This is a genomic window from Burkholderia reimsis, assembly GCF_003294055.1.
Lineage (GTDB): Bacteria > Pseudomonadota > Gammaproteobacteria > Burkholderiales > Burkholderiaceae > Burkholderia > Burkholderia cepacia.
Map to the genome: position 1 here is coordinate 98,551 of NZ_QMFZ01000004.1, position 23,252 is coordinate 121,802.

Annotated in this window: 25 protein-coding genes; 15 read left to right on the plus strand and 10 right to left on the minus strand. The window is 65.7% G+C overall.

The annotated features are described in order from the left end of the window. Positions 1-34 precede the first annotated feature (34 nt). Positions 35-1,654: a glutamine-hydrolyzing GMP synthase gene (gene guaA / locus DPV79_RS07070; RefSeq protein ID WP_113045078.1), complete on the plus strand. Its 1,620-nt coding sequence runs from the start codon at positions 35-37 to the stop codon at positions 1,652-1,654. A gap of 845 nt (positions 1,655-2,499) precedes the next feature. Next, positions 2,500-3,855, plus strand: coding sequence for a glycosyl hydrolase family 18 protein (locus DPV79_RS07075; protein ID WP_021160341.1), 1,356 nt, complete (start codon positions 2,500-2,502; stop codon positions 3,853-3,855). 205 nt (positions 3,856-4,060) lie between these two features. On the opposite strand, the gene DPV79_RS07080 is transcribed toward DPV79_RS07075, so the two are convergent. Next, on the minus strand, positions 4,061-4,678 hold the full coding sequence (locus tag DPV79_RS07080; RefSeq protein WP_059494117.1) for a 3'-5' exonuclease: 618 nt from the start codon (positions 4,676-4,678) through the stop codon (positions 4,061-4,063). Between the two features lie 235 nt (positions 4,679-4,913). Then, a complete protein-coding gene (locus tag DPV79_RS07085; RefSeq protein WP_113045079.1) occupies positions 4,914-5,567 on the minus strand; it encodes a DJ-1/PfpI family protein in 654 nt (217 codons plus the stop codon). Positions 5,568-5,675: 108 nt separating this feature from the next. Between DPV79_RS07085 and DPV79_RS07090 the strand changes: the two genes are divergently transcribed. Then, positions 5,676-6,230 (plus strand): TetR/AcrR family transcriptional regulator, encoded by a 555-nt coding sequence (locus DPV79_RS07090; RefSeq protein WP_113045136.1) that lies wholly within the window; start codon positions 5,676-5,678, stop codon positions 6,228-6,230. Between the two features lie 128 nt (positions 6,231-6,358). On the opposite strand, the gene DPV79_RS07095 is transcribed toward DPV79_RS07090, so the two are convergent. The 5 genes from DPV79_RS07095 to DPV79_RS07115 all read right to left on the minus strand — a co-directional run bounded on the left by DPV79_RS07095 (position 6,359) and on the right by DPV79_RS07115 (position 9,752). Then, positions 6,359-6,823, minus strand: a complete 465-nt coding sequence (locus DPV79_RS07095) for an acetyltransferase (protein ID WP_059494121.1) — start codon at positions 6,821-6,823, stop codon at positions 6,359-6,361. Between the two features lie 102 nt (positions 6,824-6,925). Further along, positions 6,926-7,417, minus strand: a complete 492-nt coding sequence (locus DPV79_RS07100) for an NUDIX hydrolase (RefSeq protein ID WP_113045080.1) — start codon at positions 7,415-7,417, stop codon at positions 6,926-6,928. A 46-nt stretch (positions 7,418-7,463) separates the two neighbouring features. Beyond that, positions 7,464-8,348, minus strand: coding sequence for an NAD(P)-dependent oxidoreductase (locus DPV79_RS07105; protein ID WP_113045081.1), 885 nt, complete (start codon positions 8,346-8,348; stop codon positions 7,464-7,466). Between the two features lie 97 nt (positions 8,349-8,445). Further along, positions 8,446-8,760 carry a gamma-butyrobetaine hydroxylase-like domain-containing protein gene (locus DPV79_RS07110; protein WP_113045082.1) on the minus strand — a complete coding sequence of 105 codons (315 nt, stop codon included), beginning with the start codon at positions 8,758-8,760 and terminating at the stop codon, positions 8,446-8,448. After that, the gene (locus DPV79_RS07115; RefSeq protein WP_113045083.1) at positions 8,757-9,752 is read right to left on the minus strand and encodes a HEAT repeat domain-containing protein; all 996 of its coding nucleotides are present in this window, start codon (positions 9,750-9,752) and stop codon (positions 8,757-8,759) included. The genes DPV79_RS07110 and DPV79_RS07115 overlap by 4 nt, the downstream gene beginning before the upstream one ends. A gap of 18 nt (positions 9,753-9,770) precedes the next feature. Here DPV79_RS07115 and DPV79_RS42005 point away from each other — a divergent pair, with 18 nt between their 5' ends. Further along, entirely contained in the window at positions 9,771-9,950 is a 180-nt protein-coding gene (locus DPV79_RS42005; protein ID WP_133295625.1) for a hypothetical protein, read from the plus strand. Here DPV79_RS42005 and DPV79_RS07120 read toward each other — a convergent pair. From DPV79_RS07120 to DPV79_RS07130, 3 genes are read right to left on the minus strand one after another with little or no spacing between them, the layout of a single operon-like run. After that, complete coding sequence (locus tag DPV79_RS07120; RefSeq protein WP_113045084.1) at positions 9,919-10,164, minus strand: 4Fe-4S dicluster domain-containing protein; 246 nt, start codon at positions 10,162-10,164, stop codon at positions 9,919-9,921. The two genes, DPV79_RS42005 and DPV79_RS07120, sit on opposite strands and share 32 nt — an antisense overlap. 11 nt (positions 10,165-10,175) lie before the next feature. Beyond that, positions 10,176-11,915 (minus strand): fumarate reductase/succinate dehydrogenase flavoprotein subunit, encoded by a 1,740-nt coding sequence (locus DPV79_RS07125; RefSeq protein ID WP_113045085.1) that lies wholly within the window; start codon positions 11,913-11,915, stop codon positions 10,176-10,178. Next, positions 11,912-12,682, minus strand: coding sequence for a GntR family transcriptional regulator (locus DPV79_RS07130; RefSeq protein WP_113045086.1), 771 nt, complete (start codon positions 12,680-12,682; stop codon positions 11,912-11,914). The genes DPV79_RS07125 and DPV79_RS07130 overlap by 4 nt, the downstream gene beginning before the upstream one ends. Before the next feature lie 324 nt (positions 12,683-13,006). Between DPV79_RS07130 and DPV79_RS07135 the strand changes: the two genes are divergently transcribed. The 11 genes from DPV79_RS07135 to DPV79_RS07185 all read left to right on the plus strand — a co-directional run bounded on the left by DPV79_RS07135 (position 13,007) and on the right by DPV79_RS07185 (position 23,201). Continuing rightward, positions 13,007-14,236 carry an MFS transporter gene (locus tag DPV79_RS07135; RefSeq protein ID WP_060275208.1) on the plus strand — a complete coding sequence of 410 codons (1,230 nt, stop codon included), beginning with the start codon at positions 13,007-13,009 and terminating at the stop codon, positions 14,234-14,236. Positions 14,237-14,514: 278 nt separating this feature from the next. Then, positions 14,515-14,916 carry a DnaJ family domain-containing protein gene (locus DPV79_RS07140; protein ID WP_006478536.1) on the plus strand — a complete coding sequence of 134 codons (402 nt, stop codon included), beginning with the start codon at positions 14,515-14,517 and terminating at the stop codon, positions 14,914-14,916. Next, the gene (gene tadA, locus DPV79_RS07145; RefSeq protein WP_113045087.1) at positions 14,913-15,509 is read left to right on the plus strand and encodes a tRNA adenosine(34) deaminase TadA; all 597 of its coding nucleotides are present in this window, start codon (positions 14,913-14,915) and stop codon (positions 15,507-15,509) included. The genes DPV79_RS07140 and tadA overlap by 4 nt, the downstream gene beginning before the upstream one ends. Positions 15,510-15,609: 100 nt before the next feature. Continuing rightward, complete coding sequence (gene ldcA, locus DPV79_RS07150) at positions 15,610-16,548, plus strand: muramoyltetrapeptide carboxypeptidase (protein WP_021160356.1); 939 nt, start codon at positions 15,610-15,612, stop codon at positions 16,546-16,548. A gap of 307 nt (positions 16,549-16,855) precedes the next feature. Further along, positions 16,856-17,560, plus strand: a complete 705-nt coding sequence (locus DPV79_RS07155; RefSeq protein ID WP_048020953.1) for a GntR family transcriptional regulator — start codon at positions 16,856-16,858, stop codon at positions 17,558-17,560. A 149-nt stretch (positions 17,561-17,709) separates the two neighbouring features. After that, positions 17,710-19,194, plus strand: a complete 1,485-nt coding sequence (locus DPV79_RS07160; protein ID WP_059651643.1) for an NCS1 family nucleobase:cation symporter-1 — start codon at positions 17,710-17,712, stop codon at positions 19,192-19,194. Between the two features lie 10 nt (positions 19,195-19,204). After that, positions 19,205-19,996 (plus strand): aspartate/glutamate racemase family protein, encoded by a 792-nt coding sequence (locus tag DPV79_RS07165; RefSeq protein WP_113045088.1) that lies wholly within the window; start codon positions 19,205-19,207, stop codon positions 19,994-19,996. A gap of 148 nt (positions 19,997-20,144) precedes the next feature. Beyond that, positions 20,145-21,098 carry an allantoinase PuuE gene (gene puuE / locus DPV79_RS07170; RefSeq protein WP_027787128.1) on the plus strand — a complete coding sequence of 318 codons (954 nt, stop codon included), beginning with the start codon at positions 20,145-20,147 and terminating at the stop codon, positions 21,096-21,098. Continuing rightward, entirely contained in the window at positions 21,095-21,616 is a 522-nt protein-coding gene (gene uraD, locus DPV79_RS07175) for a 2-oxo-4-hydroxy-4-carboxy-5-ureidoimidazoline decarboxylase (RefSeq protein WP_021160361.1), read from the plus strand. Before puuE ends, uraD begins: the two co-directional genes overlap by 4 nt. 62 nt (positions 21,617-21,678) lie before the next feature. Continuing rightward, on the plus strand, positions 21,679-22,692 hold the full coding sequence (alc, locus tag DPV79_RS07180; protein ID WP_021160362.1) for an allantoicase: 1,014 nt from the start codon (positions 21,679-21,681) through the stop codon (positions 22,690-22,692). Continuing rightward, positions 22,689-23,201, plus strand: coding sequence for an ureidoglycolate lyase (locus DPV79_RS07185; RefSeq protein ID WP_021160363.1), 513 nt, complete (start codon positions 22,689-22,691; stop codon positions 23,199-23,201). Before alc ends, DPV79_RS07185 begins: the two co-directional genes overlap by 4 nt. Positions 23,202-23,252: the final 51 nt, after the last annotated feature.

Here is a 23,252-nt window from a genome sequence, read left to right on the forward strand (position 1 = left end):
TGCTTTTCTTATTCTCTTCATCCCGTCCGCAGCCATGCACGACAAAATCCTGATTCTCGACTTCGGTTCGCAAGTCACCCAACTGATCGCGCGCCGCGTGCGTGAAGCGCGCGTCTACTGCGAAATCCATCCGAACGACGTGTCCGACGACTTCGTCCGCGAATTCGCGCCGAAGGCGGTGATCCTGTCGGGCAGCCACGCGAGCACGTACGAAGACCACCAGCTGCGCGCGCCGCAGGCCGTGTGGGATCTCGGCGTGCCGGTGCTCGGCATCTGCTACGGCATGCAGACGATGGCCGTGCAGCTCGGCGGCAAGGTCGAGTGGAGCGACCACCGCGAATTCGGTTACGCGGAAATGCGCGCGCACGGCCATACGCGCCTGCTCGACGGCATCGAGGATTTCAAGACGGACGAAGGCCACGGGATGCTGAAGGTCTGGATGAGCCACGGCGACAAGGTGGCCGAGCTGCCGCCGGGCTTCGCGCTGATGGCGTCGACGCCGAGCTGCCCGATCGCCGGGATGGCCGACGAGGCACGCGGGTACTACGCGGTGCAGTTCCACCCGGAAGTCACGCATACGGTGAAGGGCCGCCAGATCATCGAGCGCTTCGTGCTGCAGATCGCCGGCGCGAAGCCCGACTGGATCATGAAGAATCACATCGAGGAAGCCGTCGCGAAGATCCGCGAGCAGGTCGGTGACGAGGAAGTGATTCTCGGCCTGTCGGGTGGTGTCGATTCGAGCGTCGCAGCCGCGCTGATCCATCGCGCGATCGGCGATCAGTTGACCTGCGTGTTCGTCGACCACGGCCTGCTGCGCCTCAACGAAGGCAAGATGGTGCTCGACATGTTCGAAGGCCGCCTGCATGCGAAGGTCGTGCACGTCGACGCATCCGAACAGTTCCTCGGCCACCTGGCCGGCGTGACCGATCCGGAAGCGAAGCGCAAGATCATCGGCCGCGAGTTCGTCGAGGTGTTCCAGGCCGAGGCGAAGAAGCTGTCGAAGGCGAAGTGGCTCGCGCAGGGCACGATCTACCCGGACGTGGTCGAATCGGGCGGCACGAAGACGAAGAAGGCGACGACGATCAAGAGCCACCACAACGTCGGCGGCCTGCCGGAAACGCTCGGCCTGAAGCTGCTCGAGCCGCTGCGCGACCTGTTCAAGGACGAAGTGCGCGAGCTGGGTGTCGCACTCGGCCTGCCGCCGGAGATGGTGTACCGCCATCCGTTCCCGGGCCCGGGCCTCGGCGTGCGGATTCTCGGCGAAGTGAAGCGCGAGTATGCAGACCTGCTGCGCCGCGCGGACGCGATCTTCATCGAGGAACTGCGCAACACGACCGCGACCGCGCAGGATGCGGCTGCCGGCCTGTGCGGCGAAGCCGACGTCGGCAAGACCTGGTACGACCTGACGAGCCAGGCGTTCGCGGTGTTTCTGCCGGTCAAGTCGGTGGGCGTGATGGGCGATGGCCGCACGTATGATTACGTGACGTCGCTGCGCGCCGTGCAGACGACCGACTTCATGACCGCACACTGGGCGCACCTGCCGTACGCGCTGCTCGGCCGCGCGTCGAACCGGATCATCAACGAGGTGCGCGGGATCAACCGGGTCGTGTACGACATCTCGGGCAAGCCGCCGGCGACGATCGAGTGGGAGTGAGCGGTAAAAAGCTCCTCTTGAATCATTGGCTGACGTAGGACCTTGCAGGGTTTTCGTTGCGATCCGCATGGTTCTAAGCCATTGACGTAGAAGCGAACTTTCTACGAATCCGGAGACTGCCCGCCGCGTATGCGCTGCCAATGACAGTGGGGCGGGCGGTAGCCGAATGCACGATTGCGACGCGATAATCTCCGGGTAACGGGATTCGGTCGTGGCAGTAAAACTCCTTCCAGAATGCGGGACGCGGTGCGGGTTTGTGGGCACATCGAGGGCTCGTGATTGGTAACGGTAAAAGCGGTACCAATCACGAGAACAAGAAACGAGGCTCACTGAATTCGCATTCCGCAATCCTCTTGAATCCCGCACAGCCCTGTACGAGATCGTCGACCGCGACGGCATGCATGTCGCAGTATCTCAGGCGGGCACATTTCCTTTCTTCGATACGATTACCCGCATTATTGAGTGAAGAGAAACGGCGGCGGGCGTGCGCCACGTCGAAGCCCTTCGCTGAATGCGTCGCCAGTTGGCGTAATGAAGCCGGAATGGCGAATCCGAAAGTGCATTGTTGCGCTCGACAGGGATTTTGTCGTCGAATTGGTGTCGCGTGTTTCTCCAAAGAATCGATATTTTTTTCGCGCAGTTTGCGCCGTTTTATCTTTTACCACTTCCTATAATGGTCTTCAGCAACGTGGAACGCCTTGGTTCATTACGTGGCTGTATCGTCTCCGGGCGTGACCGCATTGCCGATGCGCCACGGTCAATTGGCCGTGGTATTTGGTGGCCTTCTACTGTAGTTGCAGCGTCGTGCGCCACCGCCAAAAAACGCTACGTCACAGGAAAGAAAAATGGCAAACCTACAAAACGGCATCAATGCGTGGATTTTCTTGAACGAAGACGAACCGCCACAAACCAACTACAACAGTCCCGAAAGTTGCTATCAATCGCTGATCGATTGCAAGGTTTACGACAGTGCAAATTTTCTTGGCATTGCTTTTTTCGAAGTCGTTCCCGCCGCACAGGGTTCCACGATCCAGATCGGCAACGCATCGCATTCGGGTGGGCTGACCAATCAGGATTATTTGAATTTTGTACTCCGTGATGCGCGTCAGGTGAATCCTGGAATCAAATTTCTGGCCACGATGGTGTATTCCGGCGCCAATACATTGGCGGCGGTTTTCTCGGGTGGTGGGGATCCGCAAACGCAGGCGGCCAATTTTGCGAATAATCTGGTGACATATCTCCGGAATAACGGAATGAATGGCCTGGATATCGATTGGGAAGGCGATGTTTCCGATAAAATGACGCAATCGCAGTTCCAGATTCTGTTCTCTGCAATTCGCGCCGAATTCGATCGGCAGCCGGTGAAATATTATCTATCGTTCACGCCTGCATGGCCCACCAGTTCGATTGATTACGCTACGGTCAATAGCCAGTTCGATTTTGTCTCGCCTCAATTCTACGACGGCACGCCACTGTCGGATTTTCTTGATGCCGGCATATCGCCGTCCAGGATTGGCTATGGCGCTCAGTTCGAACCAGGAAATTCAGCCCCCAATGCCAGTGCGCAACAGGTCTGGAGCATGGTTTCGGAGGGTTTTTCTTCCGGGGGTACGCGGTACGATTATCAGGACATTTTCGTCTGGCGCTTCAATTCGGGAAACTTCCAGTTCGAGCAGGCGCAGTTCATGATTCTTGATCAACTCGGCAATCCGCCCACCAGCAACACTTTCGACGACACACCGATTATCAGCGCCGCAGGTAATCCCAACCTAACCCGAGTGACGATCCGGTCAGGCGACGTACTCAACGCGGTTCAGGCCGTCAATACCGGGACGGGGCCCTATAACACCGGCACCCAGGGAACGGGAACCGGAATATTTACCTTGTTGCAACACGGCGGAAACAGCGGGACTGCCCAGGTCATCAATATTCCGCTTGACGATCCGATCGTGTCCATTTCCGGCTACACGGGCGTGTGGTACGGCTGGCAATGTGTTTTGCAACTCACATTGACCGGGAAAAGCGGGGCCACTTATGGCCCGTTCGGCAGTATGGCCGGCTCGACCACCCGGAATGGTTTCGTACAGTCTGCCCCGGCCGGACAAAGCGTGGTCGGCTTCAGTGGATCTACGGTGACGGTTCCGTTGGCAGGGGGCAGCCAGACCGCAATCCTTGCGACGCTGAATGCCGTTTTCGCGTGAGGCACCTGATAACGAATTTTCAGTACCTGCGGCAATCGTTGACCAAGGCCATGCGACTGCATGGCCTTCTTTCAATGCGTGTCGGGAGATTCCCAAGCCGTTTTGCGCTCACATGCTGCCTGAGTCATGAAACGTCGCGTGGCACGCGTGATGCGGCAATCCGTCATGTGCCCGACAGCGATCGCCCGTGGCCGTCGACCGATTCTCACGCATGCGCGCCCGCGAGCGAGCGCAGGTACATCGGCACTTTCGCCTTCGCCGTTGCCTGGACACGTGTCATGAGCGCGTGATCGATACGATCCAGCCCGTAAGTCCGGGCAATGTCCTGCTGCAACCTGCACCACAGGTGGCTGGCCATTTCGGCATCGACCATCGCCCGGTGCGCCCGTCCCGATTTCGGCAGCCGCAGCATGTCCGCGAGGCTCGACAGGCGATGACTCAGCGCGTCCGGGTAAATGCGGCGCGCCACGAGCATCGTGCAGGCAAAGGCATGCTCGGCCGTCATGCCAAGCAGCCCGAGTTCCGCCTGCCAGAACCGTTTGTCGAAACCGGCGTTGTGCGCGACGACCGCGTGTTTGCCGACGAACGCAGCCGCTTCCTTCATGACTTTCGATGCCGGCGGCGCCGATGCGATCATCTCGTTCGTGATGCCGGTCAGCGCGACGACGTCCGACGGTATGCGTCTGCCTGCATTCATCAGACTCTGGAAACGATCGACGACTTGTCCGTCCCGGAGGAGGATGACGGCGATTTCGGTCGCACGATCACCCAGGTTCGGCGAAAGCCCGGTTGTTTCGAAGTCCAGTACCGCAACGGTTTGCATGGTCGAATCCTGTTGCTTCACGCGGTGTCGTTCAGAGAGGCCGAGAGGTTAGCATTTCCCGGCCCACGACGGACTCGTTCAGCCCGGCAAACAACCATCCGTGCGGCACAAGCCGATCCGATCGATGCCTGGGATCGCCCGCGAATGCGTCCCGATTCGCCGTTGGCCTGGCAGGACGCACGAGGCGCGACGATGCAGAAGGGTGCCGGCTATCGACAGCCCATCGATCCGCGCGTCATGCCGCGAGCCCGTTTTCGCCTTCGACGATCCGGATCGGGCCCGTCGCTTGTCCCGCACCCTGCCTGATGCTGAACTCGATCAGGTCCTCGTAAGTCTCCCGTTGCCCGGCAGGCAGCACGGGCAGCAGCGTCTCGCGCCGCTTGTCCGCGTCGAACATCGATTCCACCAGCCATCCCGTCAGATAGAGCGACGCAAGGCATCCGCCCGCGGTCGCGACGTTGCCGTGACACACCAGCGGCTGGTCCATCACTTGCAGCCCGACTGCCTGCAAACCCTGCCGCGCTTCGGGGTGCGTCGTCGCGCGGCGCTGCGGTAGCAGCCCGAGCCGTTCGAGAATGAAGGCGCCGCCGCAGATCGACCCGACAAGCTGGCGTTCGGGATCGAGATCGAACGCCGGAAGAAAACCGGGATCGGCGAGCGCGGCCGGTACGCCTTCCTTGCCGCTCGAAAACAGGACCGCGTCGGCGCGATTGGCGTCGGCGAGCGGGCCGTGCGTCGGGATCGCCAGACCATGGGCGGAACGCAGCACCGGCTGCGCACCCAGGATCCGGACGCGCCAGTCCTTGCTGTTGCGACCGAGAATGTCCCACATCAGGAACAGGTCGATATCGGTGAACCGGTCGAATGCGATGAGCGCGATGTCTTTCAAGGCGGACTCCTTATGTAATGGCGCGCTGCCGGAAGCGGCGGCGGCCGTGATAGAGTGCGCAGCCTATCTGTCCATGCCGCACCATACACAGCCTGTATGGCGATGACGATGAGCACACTGACGCGAAATGACTGGATTGCCGCGGGCTTCGACGCCCTCGACGGAGAGGGGTACGCGGGGATTTCGGCCGAGAGCCTCGCGCGTCGGCTGAACGTGACGCGCGGATCGTTCTATCACCACTTCCGCAATCGCGAGGACTTCGTCAGGACGTTGCTGGCCGCGTGGGAGGACGACTACACCGCGCGCATGCTGGCGTATGCGGCGGAGGGCCACGGTGCCGGCGACACGCTGTTGCGCTACCTGCGCATTGCCGCCGAGAAACGGCCCGGGCGTGAAATCGCGATCCGCGCCTGGGCGTTGCACGATCCGCTGGTCGCGGAATGCCAGCAGCGCGTCGACGCGGCGCGGCTCGCGTTTGCGATCGACACGTCGCGCCGGCTGGTGCGCACGCCGGGCGAGGCCGAGATCGTCGGGCAGGCCGTGCACTTGTGCCTGATCGGCGGGCAACAGACCGGGCTGCGGCGCGATGCCGACCGGTTCAACGGCTTCGTGCAGCGTGCTTTTTCAATGGTCGAACGCGTGCTGCCAATGCGTCGCCGATGACGCGCCATCTGGCACACGTACCGGTGCGCGCGGCATGCGTGGCGCGGACGCGGTAGTACACAGCCGCATTCGCGTGTCCGGCGCGTGTGACGTGGCGGGCGGCGCGATATCCCGGCCCGGAAAAGTGGTTACGCGTGCCGTGGCGACGAGGGCGGTGCCGCGCGACGGCGCAGGTGGATCAGCGGATAGGGCCGTCCTTGTCCATCGAGCGCCGATCGCCCGCAGCGCTCGAAGCCCAGCCGTTCATAGAATCGTGCTGCCGATTCGTTCTGCTCGTTGACGTCGGTCGACAGGTCGGGATGGCGCGTGAGTGCGTCTTCCACGAGCAGGCGCCCGATGCCTGCGCGATGGTGCGCGGGATCGACGAACAGGGCTTCCATGTGACTGCCGTCGAGCAGCATGAAGCCGATCGCATGGTCGGCCTCGTCGACGGCGAGATCGAGCGGCGCACCGGGCAGGAACCCGACCACTTCGGATTCGATCGCGCGACGGTCGTCGTCGCTCAGGAAATGATGCGTGGCGTCGACCGCGTTGCGCCAGATATCCAGCACGCGTGCGCCGTCGGCCTCGGTGGACTTGCGAATTCTGATCATGTCTGACCTGTTTTGATTGGTAGTTTGAAGGTCGGCGGCTCGCCGACACCGTCATGGCCGCGATCGGGCCGCTCGCAAGAGATGCGGGCAGACGGCGTTGTTTCAGGGAGTGGCCGCGCGCCGTGCGTCGCCGAGGCTCGCTGCACGCTCGATCGCTCGGCGCGCGACGTCGCGAACGCCCGCGCTCATCGGCAAATCGTCGCGGTCGAGCTCGGCGAGGTCGAACCAGCGCGCGTCGAGCGCATCGTCGCCGGCAGCAGGCGTGCCGCGCAGCCAGTTGCACAGCACCGCGACCATGACGAAATGCTGGCGCACGTTGCCGCCAGCATCGTAATCGAAGGCATCCAGCGCGGTAAAGACGTCGAGTGCCTCGACGTCGACGGTCGTCTCTTCCGCGATCTCGCGCACGATCGCGTTCGCAATCGATTCGCCTGCTTCGATCTTGCCGCCAGGAAAGCCCCAGCAGCCCGCATCGGGCGGATTGGCGCGGCGCACCAGCAGCACGTCGCGTTCCCGCAGGACGACGCCGATCACGGCGGGAACGGGGCGTACTGCGGCGATGACGCCGGTCGGGGAGCGGGGCGAATCGGACATGGCGGATCGATGCGTGCGTGTGGTCGAGGGGGCGGCCGGTGGCGATTCACTGCGCATCGTGCGTGCGCTGCTCGATCGCGCGGATCACGGCGACCATGTCGTCCGCGCCGTGTCCGGCCCGCTCGGTCTCGCCGTAAAGCGCATGGCAGATGTCGAGCAGCGGCGACGCGATGTTGGCGCCGCGCGCGGATTCCGCGACCAGGCGTGCATTTTTCAGCACGTCGGTGATCGCGGCCTGCACCGAGAAATCCGCCGCGACGAGTTTGCCGAGTTTCACGCGCGACACGTCGCTCGCCATCGGTCCCGCGTTCAGCACGTCGGCGAAGCGGGCGAGATCGATACCGTGGCGTTGCGCGAAATGCGTGGCTTCGGTCAGGCCGGTGACCATCGTGATGAGGAACAGGTTCACGGCGAGCTTCATCGTCAGCGCCGACGGTACGTCGCCGCACACGAAGCTGTCCCGGCACAGCGGCTTCACGAGCGCGCGGACGGCGTCGACGTCGTCCGGCGCGCCGGCGAGCATCACGACGAGTTGACCGGCTTCGGCAGGCTTGCGCGAACCCGACACCGGCGCTTCGACATAACGGCCCGACGCGGCGGCGATTTCATCGGCCAGCGCGCGCGAATAACCGGGTGCGTTCGTGCCCATGTTCACGATGGTGTGCCCGCCGACACGGGTAGCGAAACCGTGCGTGCCGCGCGCGAGAACGGCGTCGATCGCCGCGTCGTTCGCGAGCATCAGGATCACGGTGGAGCAGGCGGCGAACACGTCGTCGGCGTGTTCGGCCACGCGTGCGCCGGCGTCGCGCAACGCATCGTCGCTGCCGTGCGACCGGCTCCATACGACGAGCGGCGTGCCGGCTCGCGCGAGATTGAGCGCCATCGGCGTGCCCATCACGCCGAGGCCGATGAATCCGACTGCGGTTTGCATGTTCTGACTCCCACGGTGGGTGGAGACGATCGTGGGCGTCAGTATCGCAGCGTTTCCGCACGTCTGCCATGTCGTCCCCGCACCCGCGGGAGCCACGTCACGGCCGCGCCGTCGTGTCGGCCCTGTCAGCCCTATCAGCCATGTCGGCCAGAAACGGCCACGGATAGATGCCGCGGGCATGGCCGTCGCCGAAGAGGGCGCGGATGCCGTAGCCGGCTGCCTCGAGGCCGGTCAGCGTCAGGTCGGGCCGCGCATCGACACGACCGCCGTCGAGCCGGATCCTTCGGCATTCCGCGCACGGGCAATCGCCGCGCAACCGCGCATAACCGATGTGTTGCGTGCGGCCGTCCGGCCAGCGGAGCGTCAACGCGCGTGCAGCGTGATCGAGCGCGATTTCGGTCGGCGCGATCATCGCGACGCCTCGTCGATTTGCCGGATCGCGATTCGCACGGCTTTGCGCACTTCCGGATCGTGATCCTCCAATGCGTGAGTGAGCGCGGTCAACGTCGCGCGGTCGCGCAATTCACCGAGCGCTAGTGCGGCTTCCTTGCGCAGGTTGCTGATCGCATGCGACAGCAGTGCTGCGACGGCCGGCGCCGCCGCAGCATCGCGCAGCTGCCCGAGCGCACGCGCGGCACGCAAGCGCACCTGCCAGTAGTCGTCGTCGAGCGCGGCGGCGAGTGGGTCGCGCGCGGCCGCGACACGCAACTTGCCGAGCGTCGTGGCCGCTTCCTCGCGCACCTGCCATTCGTGGTCGCGCAGCGCGGCGAGCAGTGCGTCGATGGTGGCCGCATCGTCGGGTGCCGCGAACCCGATCGCGCCGACCGCGGCGCGTCGCACGTCCGCTGCGGCATCGGTGGTCGCGATGCGCGCGAGCGGCGGCAGCGCACGAGGGTCCCTGAGCCAGCCGAGCACCGCGACGGCTTCAGCGCGCACGGCGGCGTGTTCGGCATCGAGTGCGCGCAGCGCGGGCGCGAACGCGCCGGGGTCGCGCAACTCGCGTAATCCGCGCAGCACGGCACGGCGCACGGACGACTCGGGCCGGTCGGCCCATCGGCGCAGCACGGTACCCGATGCCGCGTCCTTCAGTTCGGACAGGCTCTGCGCGGCGGTGGCGCGTACACCGTCGTCCGGATCGAGCAATGCGCCGCACAGTGCGTCGACGACGTCGGGCTGCTCCCAAGCGCCGAGTACGCGCGCAGCCTCGCTGCGTACATCGGCCGACGGATCGTCGCACAGTGCCGCAACGAATGACGGCACCAGATCGGATTCCTCGAGATCGGCAAGTTCGATCAGTGCGATGCGGCGCACGGATGCGTCGGGCGCGGCGAGGCGGAGGGCGAGTGCGGCACGATCCGGATCGTGCGTGCCGGGCAGCGAGGCGGTGGAGGAGAAGGCGGTCATGGGCAAAGGATCGGTTCGGTGAAAAAGCCGCTGCTCGCGGAGCGCGATGCATGGGCGGCACGGCATGGAGACGCGAACCTGGCGAACGCCGGCCCGGCCGTCACGTCGTCGATGCACGGCCTGCACGGCCCGCGCGGGCGGCACGACGACGACCTGCCGCGCGCGCTCAGCGCAGCAGGTAAGGGATGTCGACCTTGACCGCGCCGGTCGGGCAGTCGCGCTCGCACGGCATGCAGTACCAGCATTCGTCGAACTGCATGTAGGCCTTGCCCTTGGTCACGTCGATCGCGAGCAGGTCGAGCGGGCACACGTCGACGCAGACGGTGCAGCCCTTGTCGGCAATGCAGCGTTCCTCGTCGATCGTCACGGGCGCGCTGCTGCGCAGGAAGATGTCGTGCGGGGTATGGAGCACGGTAGGGCTCCTCAGAGGGCGGCCGCGAGCGCGGCGGGTTCGCGAATGCGCAGATTCGTGTAGGCGCCGCGATCGTCGTCGGCGAGCGGCACGACGTACGGTTCGACCGGACGCTTCTCGCTGCGCATCGCGCCGTCGGCATCCTTGCGCAGCCAGGTGTGGCAGAACCATTCGGCGTCGTTGCGATGGGGAAAGTCGACGCGATGGTGGTACAGCCCCCAGCGGCTCTCGGTGCGGAACAGCGACGCGCGCGCGGCCATTTCCGCGCAGTCCCGGATCGCGCGCACCTCGGCGGCGCGCATCAGTTCGTGCGGATGGCTTGCCTTTATCTCTTCGATATCCTCAGTAATGGCGTCAAAGCGCTGGAGGCCGATTTCCATTTTGCGCGTCACCTTCGGCGGTTGCAGATAGTCGTTCACCATACGACGCAGCTTGTATTCGACCTGCGCCGGTGCCAGGCCGCGCTCGCGCAGCAGCGGGGCAAGCACGCGCTTGCGTTCGGCGTCGACCTGTTCGTCGTTTACCGGCGCATGCTCGCGGCCGGCCACGTAATCGGCCGCGTTCTGCCCGGCAAACCAGCCGTACGTAAATGCGCCGAGCATGTAGTTGTGCGGGACGGCCGCCATGTCGCCGGCCGCGTAGAGGCCGGGCACGGTCGTCTCCGCGCGTGCGTTCACGTACACACCGGACGCGCTGTGGCCGCTGCAGAAACCGATCTCGGAGATGTGCATCTCGACCATCTGGCTGCGGTAGTCGGTGCCGCGCCCCGCATGGAAGCGGCCGCGGCTCGGCCGCTCGTTCGTATGCAGGATCTGCTCGATGGTCTGGATCGTTTCCTCCGCGAGATGGTCGAGCTTGAGGAACACGGGGCCGTTGCCGCTTTGCAGTTCCTGATAGAACTCCCACATCATCTGGCCGCTCCAGTAGTCGCATTCGATGAAGCGTTCGCCCTTGCCGTTCGCGGTGAAACCGCCGAGCGGGCCCGTCACGTACGCGCACGCGGGGCCGTTGTAGTCCTTGATCAGCGGATTGATCTGGAAGCATTCGAGATTCGCGAGCGCGGCACCGGCGTGATAGGCCATTGCGTAGCCGTCGCCCGCGTTGGTCGGGTTCTCGTACGTGCCCATCAGGTAGCCCGAGGCCGGCAGGCCGAGGCGGCCGGCCGCGCCGCAGCAGAGAATCACGGCCTTCGCGCGGATCACGTGGAACTCGGCCGTGCGGCAGTCGAAGCCGAGTACGCCGCTCGCGCGGCCCCGTGCGTCGGTCAGCACGCGCGTCGCGACGATCCGGTTCGTGATCGCGATGCGTGCGCGCTTCAGTTGCCGGTACAGCACCTTCTTGATGTCGTGTCCTTCCGGCATCGGCAGCACGTACGAACCCATGTGATGGACCTTCTTTACCGCATAGTCGCCGGTGCCGTCCTTCTCGAACTTCACGCCCCAGCGGTCGAGCTGCTCGATCGTCGCGAAGCTGTGTGTCGCATACGCGTACACGGCTTCCTGGTCGACGATCCCGTCGTTGGCGATCGTGATCTCGCGCGTGTATTGCTCGGGCGTCGCATGCCCGGGAATCACCGCGTTGTTCAGGCCGTCCATCCCCATTGAGATCGCGCCACTGCGTTTCACGTTGGCTTTTTCGAGCAGCAGCACGCGCAGGGACGGGTCGCGCTCCTTCGCCTTGATCGCCGCCATCGGGCCGGCCGTGCCGCCGCCGACCACGACGATGTCGTATTCGAGCACAGGGGTAGTCATCGTTGTTTCCTTGCAGGTTTGCGCGGTTTTTGCCGGTCGATGCGCAGCCGGTACTGGAAGGCATCGCCGCGGAAGTACAGGTATTCGTAGTCGATCGGTGCACCCGACGCGTCATGCGTGAGGCGCTCGATGCGCAGCACGGGGCTGCTTTCCTCGACCTGCAGCGCATCGACGATCTCGTCGTCGGCGAGGATCGCGTCGATCGACACGTCGGCATGGCCGAGCGGAATGCCGCAGTCGTTTTCCAGCACGAGGAAGATGTCGCGGGTCGCGAGATCGGCACCCGCGAGGCGCTTGCCGAGTGCTTCCGGCACCCAGGTCTGTTCGAGCGACACGGGCTCGCGGTTCAGCAGCCGCACGCGGTGAATCTCGACGAGCGGCGCGCCTTCCGGCACGTTCAGCCTCGTTGCGAGATGGCGGTCGGCCTTGACGGTGCGGACACTGCGTACCTGGTTGACGATCTCGTAGCCCATCGACGACATCGCCTCGGCGAAGCCCTGCAGCGACGTCACGTTCTGGAATGCCTTCGGCTTCGATACGAAGGTGCCCTTGCCGTGCAGCTTGAACAGCAATCCTTCCTTCTGCAGATCGCCGAGCGCCTGGCGCACCGTGATCCGGCTGACGCTGAACGCCGCGCAGAGTTCGTGCTCGGAAGGCATCCGGCTGTGCGGCGCATAGGTGCCGTCGAGGATGCGCGCGCGCAGCGTGTCCTTGATCTGCACGTAGAGCGGGGCCGCCGACAGCGGCACGACGTTGGGTGAGGTCATCGATCAACTTGTTATGACAAGATCGCTCGAGTGTAGTCAGCGCGATCGCGCGTCCCAACCAACGATTTCTGATTTCGACTTTCCGATTCCGGAAAAGCACGGCGGCAGGGGCGGACCGAACGGACGATCCGGCGTGCGGTGTCGATCCGATCCGCCCATGACGGGCGAAGTGGAGCGGCGGACAATCAAGGCAATTCGCAGGCGCATGTGCCGCGCGTGTCGATTTCCCGATGCGTCGCCCGTCGTATCCATGTCGACCGGGCATTGCACCTTGCGGGTAGCGCCCGGGTACCGAGGATTGCCGTAACGAAAAGGAGACCTCCCATGCCGGATTCCCGATACCGCTGGGTCATCGTCGCCGCGGGCGGCTTGATGGGCTGCATCGCCATCGGCGCGATGTTTTCGCTGCCCGTTTTCCTGCGTGCGATCGCGCGCGACACCGGCTGGTCGATGACCGGCATTTCCGGCGCGATGACGCTCGGCTTCATCGCGATGGCCTTCGCGAGCATGGGGTGGGGCAGCCTGTCGGACCGCGTCGGCACGCGCCCGGTCGTCATGACCGGTGCCGTCCTGCTGTCGGCAAGCCTCGCGCTGGCGAGCCGCGCGCCGTCGCTGCTCGCGTTCCAGCTGACTTTCGGCCTCGCCGTCGGCGGTGCGACGGCCGCGATATTCGCGCCGATGATGGCATGCGTGACGGGCTGGTTCGACACGCACCGCAGCCTGGCGGTGTCGCTCGTGTCGGCCGGCATGGGGATGGCGCCGATGACGATGGCCCCGCTGGCCGCGTGGCTCGTGTCGGTGCGCGACTGGCGTACGTCGATGCTGCTGATTGCGGCGCTGGCGGCCGTCGTGATGATTCCGGTGTCGCTGCTGGTGCGCCGGGCACCCGCGCTCGACGGCGCGCATGCGGCCCCGGCGGCCTCCGCGGCCCCCGCGCCGGCCGGTGACCCCGCGGCGATGTCGGTCGCGCACGCGCTGCGTTCGCCGCAGTTCATCGTGCTGCTGCTGACCAACTTCTTCTGTTGCGCGACGCATTCCGGCCCGATCTTCCATACGGTCAGCTATGCGGTGACGTGCGGGATTCCGTTGATCGTCGCGGTGTCGATCTACAGCGTCGAAGGGCTCGCCGGCATGGGCGGCCGGATCGTGTTCGGGATCCTGGGCGACCGCATCGGCGCGAAGCGCACGCTGGTGGCCGGGCTGTTTGCGCAGGCGCTCGGCGCGCTCGGGTACGACTTCGTGCGCACGCTCGACGGGTTCTACGCGGTCGCGACCTTGTTCGGCTTCATCTATGCGGGCGTGATGCCGCTGTATGCGGTGCTCGCGCGCGAGAATTTCCCGCTGCGGATGATGGGCACCGTGATCGGCGGCTGCGCGATGGCCGGCAGCCTCGGGATGGCGGCGGGCCCCGTGGCCGGCGGCCTGATCGTCGATACGTTCGGCAGCTATGGCTGGCTGTACGTCGGTTCGTTCGCGATCGGCGTCGGCGCGTTCCTGATGGCGATGATGTTCCGCCCGTTCGTGAAAGCGCGGCCGGACACGGCGGCCGCGTGAGCCGGCGGCGGAAACGAGGCGGCCTGAATTTCACCGTATAGGCGCGGCGCGGCCCGCGTTGCCACTGACAAAAAACAGGGCCGGCATTGTGTCCGTTCGCGGGTGTCTGGGCAGCCTGCAGCCCGCTGCGGCGCAGCAGCGCGGCAAATGATGCCGATCGGCACGCATGCGCCGCGATTCGGCCCCTAAAAACGCAATATCGAGCATATATTCGAAGGGCCTGTCATACCCGCGTCACCCTGCTAGAATTCGGCCTGCCGCATTGTTCCGATTGACTGATGAGATTGCTTGACGCCCTGGTCGAACAACGTATTGCCGCCGCCGCCGCGCGGGGCGAGTTCGACGATTTGCCGGGTACCGGCGCGCCGCAGGCGCTGGATGACGACCTGCTCGTGCCCGAGGAGGTGCGGGTGGCCAACCGTATCCTGAAGAATGCAGGCTTCGTGCCGCCGGCCGTCGAGCAATTGCGCGCGCTGCGCAACCTGCACGACGAAGTGCAGGCGGTCAGCGACCGTGCCGCGCGGTGCCGGCTGCAGGCGAAGATCCTCGCGCTCGACATGGCGCTCGAATCGCTGCGCGGCGGCCCGATGGTGATGCCGCGCGACTACTGCCGGCGCATCGCGGAGCGCCTGTGCGAGCGCGGGCTCGACGAAGCGTCCGCCGAAGCGGGGCCGATGTGACGTCCGACGCGCTGCACGACGCAGCCCGCCCGGCAGATACCCCGGCGGCCGAACCCGCCGCCGATTCCCCCGTTCCCGAAGCTGCGCCCGTATCGGCGCGCGACCTGCATTTCATGCGTCTCGCGCAGGCCGCCGCCGAAGAGGCGCGCGCGGCCGGCGAAGTGCCGGTCGGTGCGGTGCTCGTGCGCGGCGACGAAGTGATCGCGCGCGGCTTCAACCATCCGATCGGCGGCCACGACCCGTCGGCCCATGCGGAAATGGCCGCGCTGCGCATGGCCGCGCAGCATCTGCAGAATTACCGGATGCCCGGCTGCGAGCTGTACGTGACGCTCGAACCGTGCCTGATGTGCGCGGGCGCGATCATGCATGCGCGTATCGCGCGGGTCGTCTACGGCGCCGCCGATCCGAAGACGGGCGCCTGCGGCAGCGTGATCGACGCGTTCGCGAATCCGCAGCTGAACCACCATACCGACGTGACCGGCGGCGTGCTCGCCGACGAGTGCGGCGCCGCGCTGAAGTCGTTCTTCGCCGAGCGCCGTCGCGCGCTGCGCGAAGCGCGGCTGGCCCGCGACGCCGAATCCGGCGCGTCGTAGGCGCGCCCGCCGCCCCGACCCGAGCCGGGCGTGCACGGCTTCGTGAACCGGAGACGGTTCAGACCCTCTAAGCAGGTTTGACGACCCGACACCTTTCGCCATGTCCTTCCAGCCCGCCGCGTCCTACACCATCCGGCTGCTTGCGCCGTCCGGCTATCCGCACGACCCCGACGCGATCAACCGCGCGCTCGAGCGCCTCAGCACCGCACAGCACCGCATCGAGAACATCGAGGCGACGCAGCGGCGCTTCCAGCGGTTCGGGGGCACCGACGGCGAGCGGGCAGGCGACCTGAACCGTCTTGCCGATCCCGAGCGGCCGCTGCCGGACATCGCGCTGGCGGTGCGCGGCGGCTACGGCGCCGCGCGCATCCTGCACGGGCTCGACTATCGCGGGCTCGAACGCAGGCTGCGCGACCAGCCGGTCGCGCTCGTCGGCCACAGCGACTTCACGGCACTCCAGCTCGCGCTGTATGCGAAGGCACGCATCAAGACGTTCGGCGGCCCGATGCTGTCCGCCGATTTCGGCGCGGAAACGCCGAGCGACTTCACGATGCAGCACTTCTGGCAGACGCTGACGCAGCCGAGCACGACGATCATCGCCGACGCGCCGCAGGTGCAGAGCGTGAACGTGACGGGCACGCTGTGGGGCGGCAACCTCGCGATCCTCACGTCGCTCGTCGGCACGCCGTACATGCCCGACATCGAAGGCGGCATCCTGTTCATCGAGGACGTCAACGAGCAGCCGTTCCGGATCGAACGGATGATCTATCAACTGCACCTGTCGGGGCTGCTCGCGCGCCAGCAGGCGCTGGTGCTCGGCCAGTTCACCGGGGCGCGGCCGTTCGAGTACGACAACGGCTACGACATGCAGGCGATGATCGAGCAGGTGCGCGCGGTGGTCGGGATTCCGGTCGTCACGGGGCTCCAGTTCGGCCACGTGCCCGACCTGCTGACGCTGCCGTTCGGCGCGCACGCGCAACTGGTCGCGAATGCGCACGGGTTCCGGCTCACGCTGTCGGACTATCCGCACCTCGGCTGAGGTGGGCGCGATGGATCGAAAGGCGGGTTCCCCGCCTTTTTCTTTATGTGGATTCGCAACTAACGATCAAGTTTTTTCGTCGGCATCTGCAGTGCGATCGCCGAATCTTGCACCAATTTTGTCAACAAAAATGCCGGAAGGGTATACGACGAGAAGGGCTTCTGTCATACGTCTCAGCCTTATCGTGCATGGATTCGACGCATCATGCACCGAACGGGGTCACGTCGATGCACGTCGATTGTGCGCAATGACGGAAAAGAATTGTTGACAATCTTTATGTCCGCCCTAGGATGAGGATCATCACACGATGCCGATCATGAACGAGCCCGAAGCCCACCTGTCCGGTGCAGCCAGCCCCGAAGCGATCGCCGAGCGGATCCGCACGGCGATCCTCGAGCATCGGCTCGCGCCTGGTTCGAAGCTGACGGAGGCGCAGCTCTGCGACGTATTCGGCGTGAAGCGCGGGGCGATCCGCCAGGCGCTTGCGCAACTCGCGACCGACAAGCTCGTCGAGCTCGAGCCGAACCGCGGTGCGTTCGTCGCGAGCCCGACGCTGCAGGACGTGCACGAGGTGTTCGAGATGCGCCGGATCATCGAGCTCGCCGTGGTCGAGCGGCTCGCGACCGGGCCCGGCGCGAAGCGGCTGAAGGGCGTCGCCGCGCTGATCGACAAGGAACGCAAGGCGTTCGAGCGGCACGACTTCGCGGCGTGGATCCGGCTGTCGGGCGAATTCCACACGGCGCTCGCCACGCTGATGGGCAATGCGACGCTCAGCGAGTGCCTCGAAGGGCTCGTCGCACGCTCGACGCTGATGTCGGCGCTGTACGAATCGCACGGGCGCAGCCCGTGCTCGTGCGACGACCATGACGAGATCCTCGCCGCGCTGGAGGCGGGCGATCCGAAGCGGGCGGTGACGCTGATGGCGCACCACCTGCAGCATGTCGAACTGAAGATGCTGGACCGGCCCGCACAAGGGCAGGTCGATTTGCGCGAAGTGTTCGGCGGCGCCTGAGCGGCGACGCGAACCCGGCCGCGCGCCCCAGAACGAGCGAAATGCAGGCCCGCGGCGTTTGCCGCGGGCCGCTGGTCCGACTCCGGGCGTCGATCCGGAGCGATATCGATGACGGTGGAGCGGCCATCCGGTCGCGTCAAGGAGAAGTCATGGCTCAGTTCAGTGTGGCGCACGATAGCGCCTATCCGGCGGATGAAGGCGGCGAGGGCGGCGACCCGACGCTGCCGAAGGGTTACAGCGAACGTCTGTACAACGAAGATTTGGCACCCCTTAAAAACCAGACATGGGGTTCGTACAATATCTTCGCGTTCTGGATGTCGGATGTGCACAGTGTGGGCGGCTACGTGTTCGCGGGCAGCCTGTTCGCGCTCGGGCTGACGAGCTGGCAGGTGCTGATCGCGCTGATCGTCGGGATCAGCCTCGTGAACGTGCTGTGCAACCTGATCGCACGGCCGAGCCAGCAGATCGGCGTGCCGTATCCGGTCGCGTGCCGCGCGACGTTCGGCGTGCTCGGCGCGAACGTGCCGGCCGTGATTCGCGGGCTGATCGCGATCGCGTGGTACGGCATCCAGACCTATCTCGCGTCGAGCGCGCTCGTGATCGTCGTGCTGAAATTCTTCCCGCAATGGCTGCCTTACGCGGACGTGCATCGCTACGGCTTCCTCGGGCTGTCGGCGGTGGGTTGGGCCGGCTTCATGCTGCTGTGGGTGCTCCAGGCGTTCGTGTTCTGGAACGGGATGGAGACGATCAAGAAGTTCATCGACTTCGCGGGCCCGGCCGTCTACGTCGTGATGTTCATCCTCGCCGGCTACATGGTGTGGCGCGCGGGCTGGCGCAACATCGGCATCAACCTCGGCGGCGTCAAGTATCACGGCGCGGAAGTGATTCCGGTGATGATCACGGCCGTGTCGCTGGTCGTGTCGTACTTCTCCGGGCCGATGCTGAACTTCGGCGATTTCTCGCGCTACTGCCGCTCGTTCGGCGACGTGAAGCGCGGCAATTTCTGGGGGCTGCCGGTCAACTTCCTCGCGTTCTCGCTCGTCACGGTGATCACGACGGCAGCGACCTTGCCCGTGTTCGGCGAACTCATCACCGACCCGGTCGAGACGGTCGGCCGCATCGACCATCCGACCGCGGTGATCCTCGGCGCGCTGACGTTCACGATCGCGACGATCGGCATCAACATCGTCGCGAACTTCGTGTCGCCCGCATTCGACTTCTCGAACGTCGCGCCGCGCCTGATCAGCTGGCGTGCGGGCGGGATGCTCGCGGCCGTCGCGTCGATCTTCATCACGCCGTGGAACCTGTTCAACAACCCGGCCGTGATCCACTACACGCTCGACGTGCTCGGCGCGTTCATCGGCCCGCTGTACGGCGTGCTGATTGCGGACTTCTACCTCGTCAAGCGCGGCCGGCTCGTGCGCGACGACCTGTACACGATGTCGGAAAGCGGGACGTACTGGTACACGGGCGGCGTGAACCGCCGCGCGCTCGCCGCGCTGTTGCCGGCCGCGGTGATCGCGATCGTGTGCGTGATGGTGCCGGGCTGGCAGGGCGTCGCGAACTTCTCGTGGTTCATCGGCGCGGGGCTCGGCTTCGTGTTCTACCGGCTGCTCGTGAACACGAAGGCCTGAGGAGCATGCGATGAAGATCCGGCTGATCAATCCGAATACGACGCAGCGGATGACCGACGCGATGGGCCGCTGCGCGCGCGAGGTCGCGGCCGCCGGCACGGAGATCGTGGCGGTGAGCCCGCCGATGGGGCCGCCGTCGATCGAAGGGTATTACGACGAGGCGCTCGCGACACCGGGGCTGCTTGCCGAGATCGCGCAAGGCGAGCGCGACGGCTGCGACGCATACGTGATCGCGTGCTTCGGCGATCCGGGCCTGTACGCGGCGCGCGAACTCGCGCGCGGGCCGGTGATCGGCATCGCCGAGGCCGCGATGCATGCGGCGAGCGTGCTCGCGCCCGGCTTCTCGGTCGTCACGACGCTCGCGCGCACCTGCGGGATGGCGTGGCACCTCGCGGAACGCTACGGGATGAAGCGCTTCTGCCGCAACGTGCGCGCGACCGACGTCGCCGTGCTCGAGCTCGACCGGCCGGGCTCGGCCGCGCGGCGGATCATCGTCGACGAATGCCTGCGCGCGCTCGACGAGGACGGTGCCGACGCGATCGTGCTCGGCTGCGCGGGGATGGCCGAGTTCGCGCACGAAATCGAGCAGCAGATCGGCGCGCCGGTAGTCGAGGGCGTCACCGCGGCGGTCAAGTGGGCCGAGGCGCTCGTGTCGCTGCGCCTCGCGACGGCGAAGCGCGGCGATTACGCGCGCCCGCTGCCCAAGCGCTACGACGGCGCGTTCGCCCGCTTCAGCCCGCCGGACGGGGATGTGGCAGAGCCGGCCCCGAATTTGCCGCAACCGCACATACACACCGTCTGACACGCACTATCTGCGCCGCTGTATGGGCGCGTATGGGCGTTTTCGCTACACTGGGCCGTCATCGCATCGGCCCGCGCGGCCGGCCTGCGGCACCCGCGCGGTCGATGCGAACCCATTATTTCAGCGAGCTTTCGCCGCACTTCGAACCATGTCACTCGATCCCAACTATCCTCGCGACCTGATCGGCTACGGCCGCCATCCCGTGCAGGCGAACTGGCCGGGGCGCGCCCGCGTCGCCGTGCAATTCGTGCTGAACTACGAAGAGGGCGGCGAGAACTGCGTGCTGCACGGCGATCCGGGCTCCGAGCAGTTCCTGTCCGAAATCGTCGGGGCGGCCGCGTATCCCGACCGCCACATGAGCATGGAGTCGATCTACGAATACGGTTCGCGGGCCGGCGTGTGGCGCATCCTGCGCGAATTCGAGAAGCGCGGGATGCCGCTGACGGTATTCGGCGTCGGCATGGCGATCGAACGCCACCCGGAGCTCGCGCGCGCGTTCGTCGAGCTGGGCCATGAAATCGCGTGCCACGGCTGGCGCTGGATCCACTACCAGAGCATGACGCCGGAGCTCGAGGCCGAACACATGCGCCTCGGGATGGAAGCGATCGAGCGCGTGACGGGCGAGCGCCCGCTCGGCTGGTACACCGGCCGCGACAGCCCCAACACGCATCGTCTCGTCGCGGAATACGGCGGTTTCCTGTACGACTCCGACAACTACGGCGACGACCTGCCGTTCTGGATGGACGTCGAAGTGTCGGGCGGCAAGACGTCGCCGCAGCTGATCGTGCCGTATACGCTCGACACGAACGACATGCGCTTCGCGACGCCGCAGGGCTTCAACACCGGCGATCACTTCTTCGACTACCTGCGCGACGCGTTCGACGTGCTGTACGCGGAGGGCGACGAGGCGCCGAAGATGCTGTCGATCGGCATGCACTGCCGGCTGCTCGGCCGACCGGGCCGTTTCCGCGGGCTGCAGCGTTTCCTCGATCACATCGAAAAGCACGATCGCGTATGGGTGACGCGCCGTGTCGATATCGCGCGTCACTGGCGTGAACATCATCCGTATCAGCCCAATCATCGAAACGAAGGGAAAGCATGAAGGCGATGCGCTACACGTTGGATCAACTGAACACGATGGCGCCGAGCGCATTTGTCGCGGCGCTGTCGGGGATCTTCGAACATTCGCCGTGGGTGGCCGAAGTCGCCGCCGGCGAGCGGCCGTTCGCGAGCATCGACGCGCTGCACAAGACGATGTCGGGTGCCGTGGAATCGGCCGGCGAAGCGCGCCAGCTCGCGCTGATCAACGCCCACCCGGAACTGGCCGGCAAGGCCGCCGTGCGCGGCGAGCTGACGGCCGAGTCGACGCGCGAGCAGAGCGGCGCGGGCCTCGACCAGTGCACGCAGGAAGAGTTCGACAAGCTGCTGACGCTGAACCGCACGTATCGCGAGAAGTTCGGCTTCCCGTTCATCCTCGCGGTGCGCGGTTATGACCGGCACGGCATCATCGCGAACTTCGAGTCGCGCGTGAATCATTCGCGCACCGAGGAACTGCGCGCGAGCCTCGACCAGATCTACCGGATCGCGCGCTTTCGCCTCGACGACCTGATCGACGCCTGACACCGCAGTACGGCCCGCTGCGTCGCAGCGGCCGGATCGCCTCACTGAAACAAGGAAACATCATGGCTGTTCCGCTTCTCGACCCCAACGCACCCGAATTCACGCGGCGCTACGTGAATCTTGCCGACCCGCGTCTCGGTGCGCAGGCGCTCGAGGCCAGCGACGATTTCTTCGCGCCGAAGGACCGGATGCTGAACCCCGAGCCGGCCGTCTTCATTCCCGGCAAGTACGACGACCACGGCAAGTGGATGGACGGCTGGGAAACGCGCCGCAAGCGCACGACGGGCTACGACTGGTGCATCGTCAAGCTCGCGCGCCCGGGCGTGATCAAGGGCTTCGACATCGACACGAGCCACTTCACCGGCAACTTCCCGCCGGCCGCGTCGATCGAGGCCGCGTTCGTGGCCGACGGCGCGCCGACGCATGCGACCGAGTGGGTCGAGATCGTGCCGTCGACGACGCTGCAGGGCAACAGCCATCACTATGTCGACGCGAGCGACGCGCGTGCGTTCACGCACCTGCGCGTGAACATCTACCCGGACGGCGGCATTGCACGCCTGCGCGTGTACGGCCAGCCGCAGCTCGACTGGGCCGGCGCGAGCGCGACCGAGCAGTTCGACCTCGCGGCGATGGAAAACGGCGGTTACGTGGTGGCCGCGAACAACCAGCACTTCGGCGTCGCGTCGAACCTGCTGCTGCCGGGGCGCGGCGTGAACATGGGCGACGGCTGGGAAACCCGCCGCCGCCGCGAACCGGGCAACGACTGGGCGATCATCGCGCTCGCGCAGCCGGGCGTGATCCGCAAGATCGAAGTCGATACCGCGTTCTTCAAGGGCAACTATCCGGATCGCTGCTCGATCCAGGCTGCGTACGTGTCGGGCGGAACGGACAGCTCGCTGATCACGCAGTCGATGTTCTGGCCGGTGCTGCTCGGCGAACAGAAGCTGCAGATGGACAAGCAGCACTACTTCGAACAGGAGATCGCGTCGCTCGGCCCCGTCACGCACGTGCGACTGAACATCATTCCGGACGGCGGCGTGTCGCGCCTGCGTCTGTGGGGGACGCTCGACAAATGAAGACGCTTGTCATCGAACCGCTGACAAAGGAAGCGTTCGCGCCGTTCGGCGACGTGATCGAAACGGAAGGGGCAAAGCAGATCCCGATCAACCTCGGCACGACGATCCGCTTCCACGATCTCGCGAAAGTCGACGTGACCGACGAAGACGGCCGCACGCTCGTCAACCTGTTCCGCGGCCAGCCGCGCACGCTGCCGTTCGAAGTGAAGATGCTCGAACGGCACCCGCTCGGCAGCCAGGCGTTCGTGCCGCTGAACGACCAGCCGTATCTCGTCGTCGTGGCGCCCGCGGGCGATCTCGATCCGGCGAAGATCCGCGCGTTCGTGACGAGCGGGTGGCAGGGCGTCAACTATGCGAAGGGCGTGTGGCATCACCCGCTGATCGCGCTCGGCGGCGTCAGCGACTTCATCGTCGTCGATCGCGGCGGCGACGGCCTGAACCTGAACGAGCAGGACCTGCAGGAATCGCTGTGGCTCACCGACGAGGCGCTGCACGCGCTGACGGCCTGAGTCGTCGCCGGCGGTTCTGCCATTCCCGGTCCAAAACCCGCGCACGTTGCG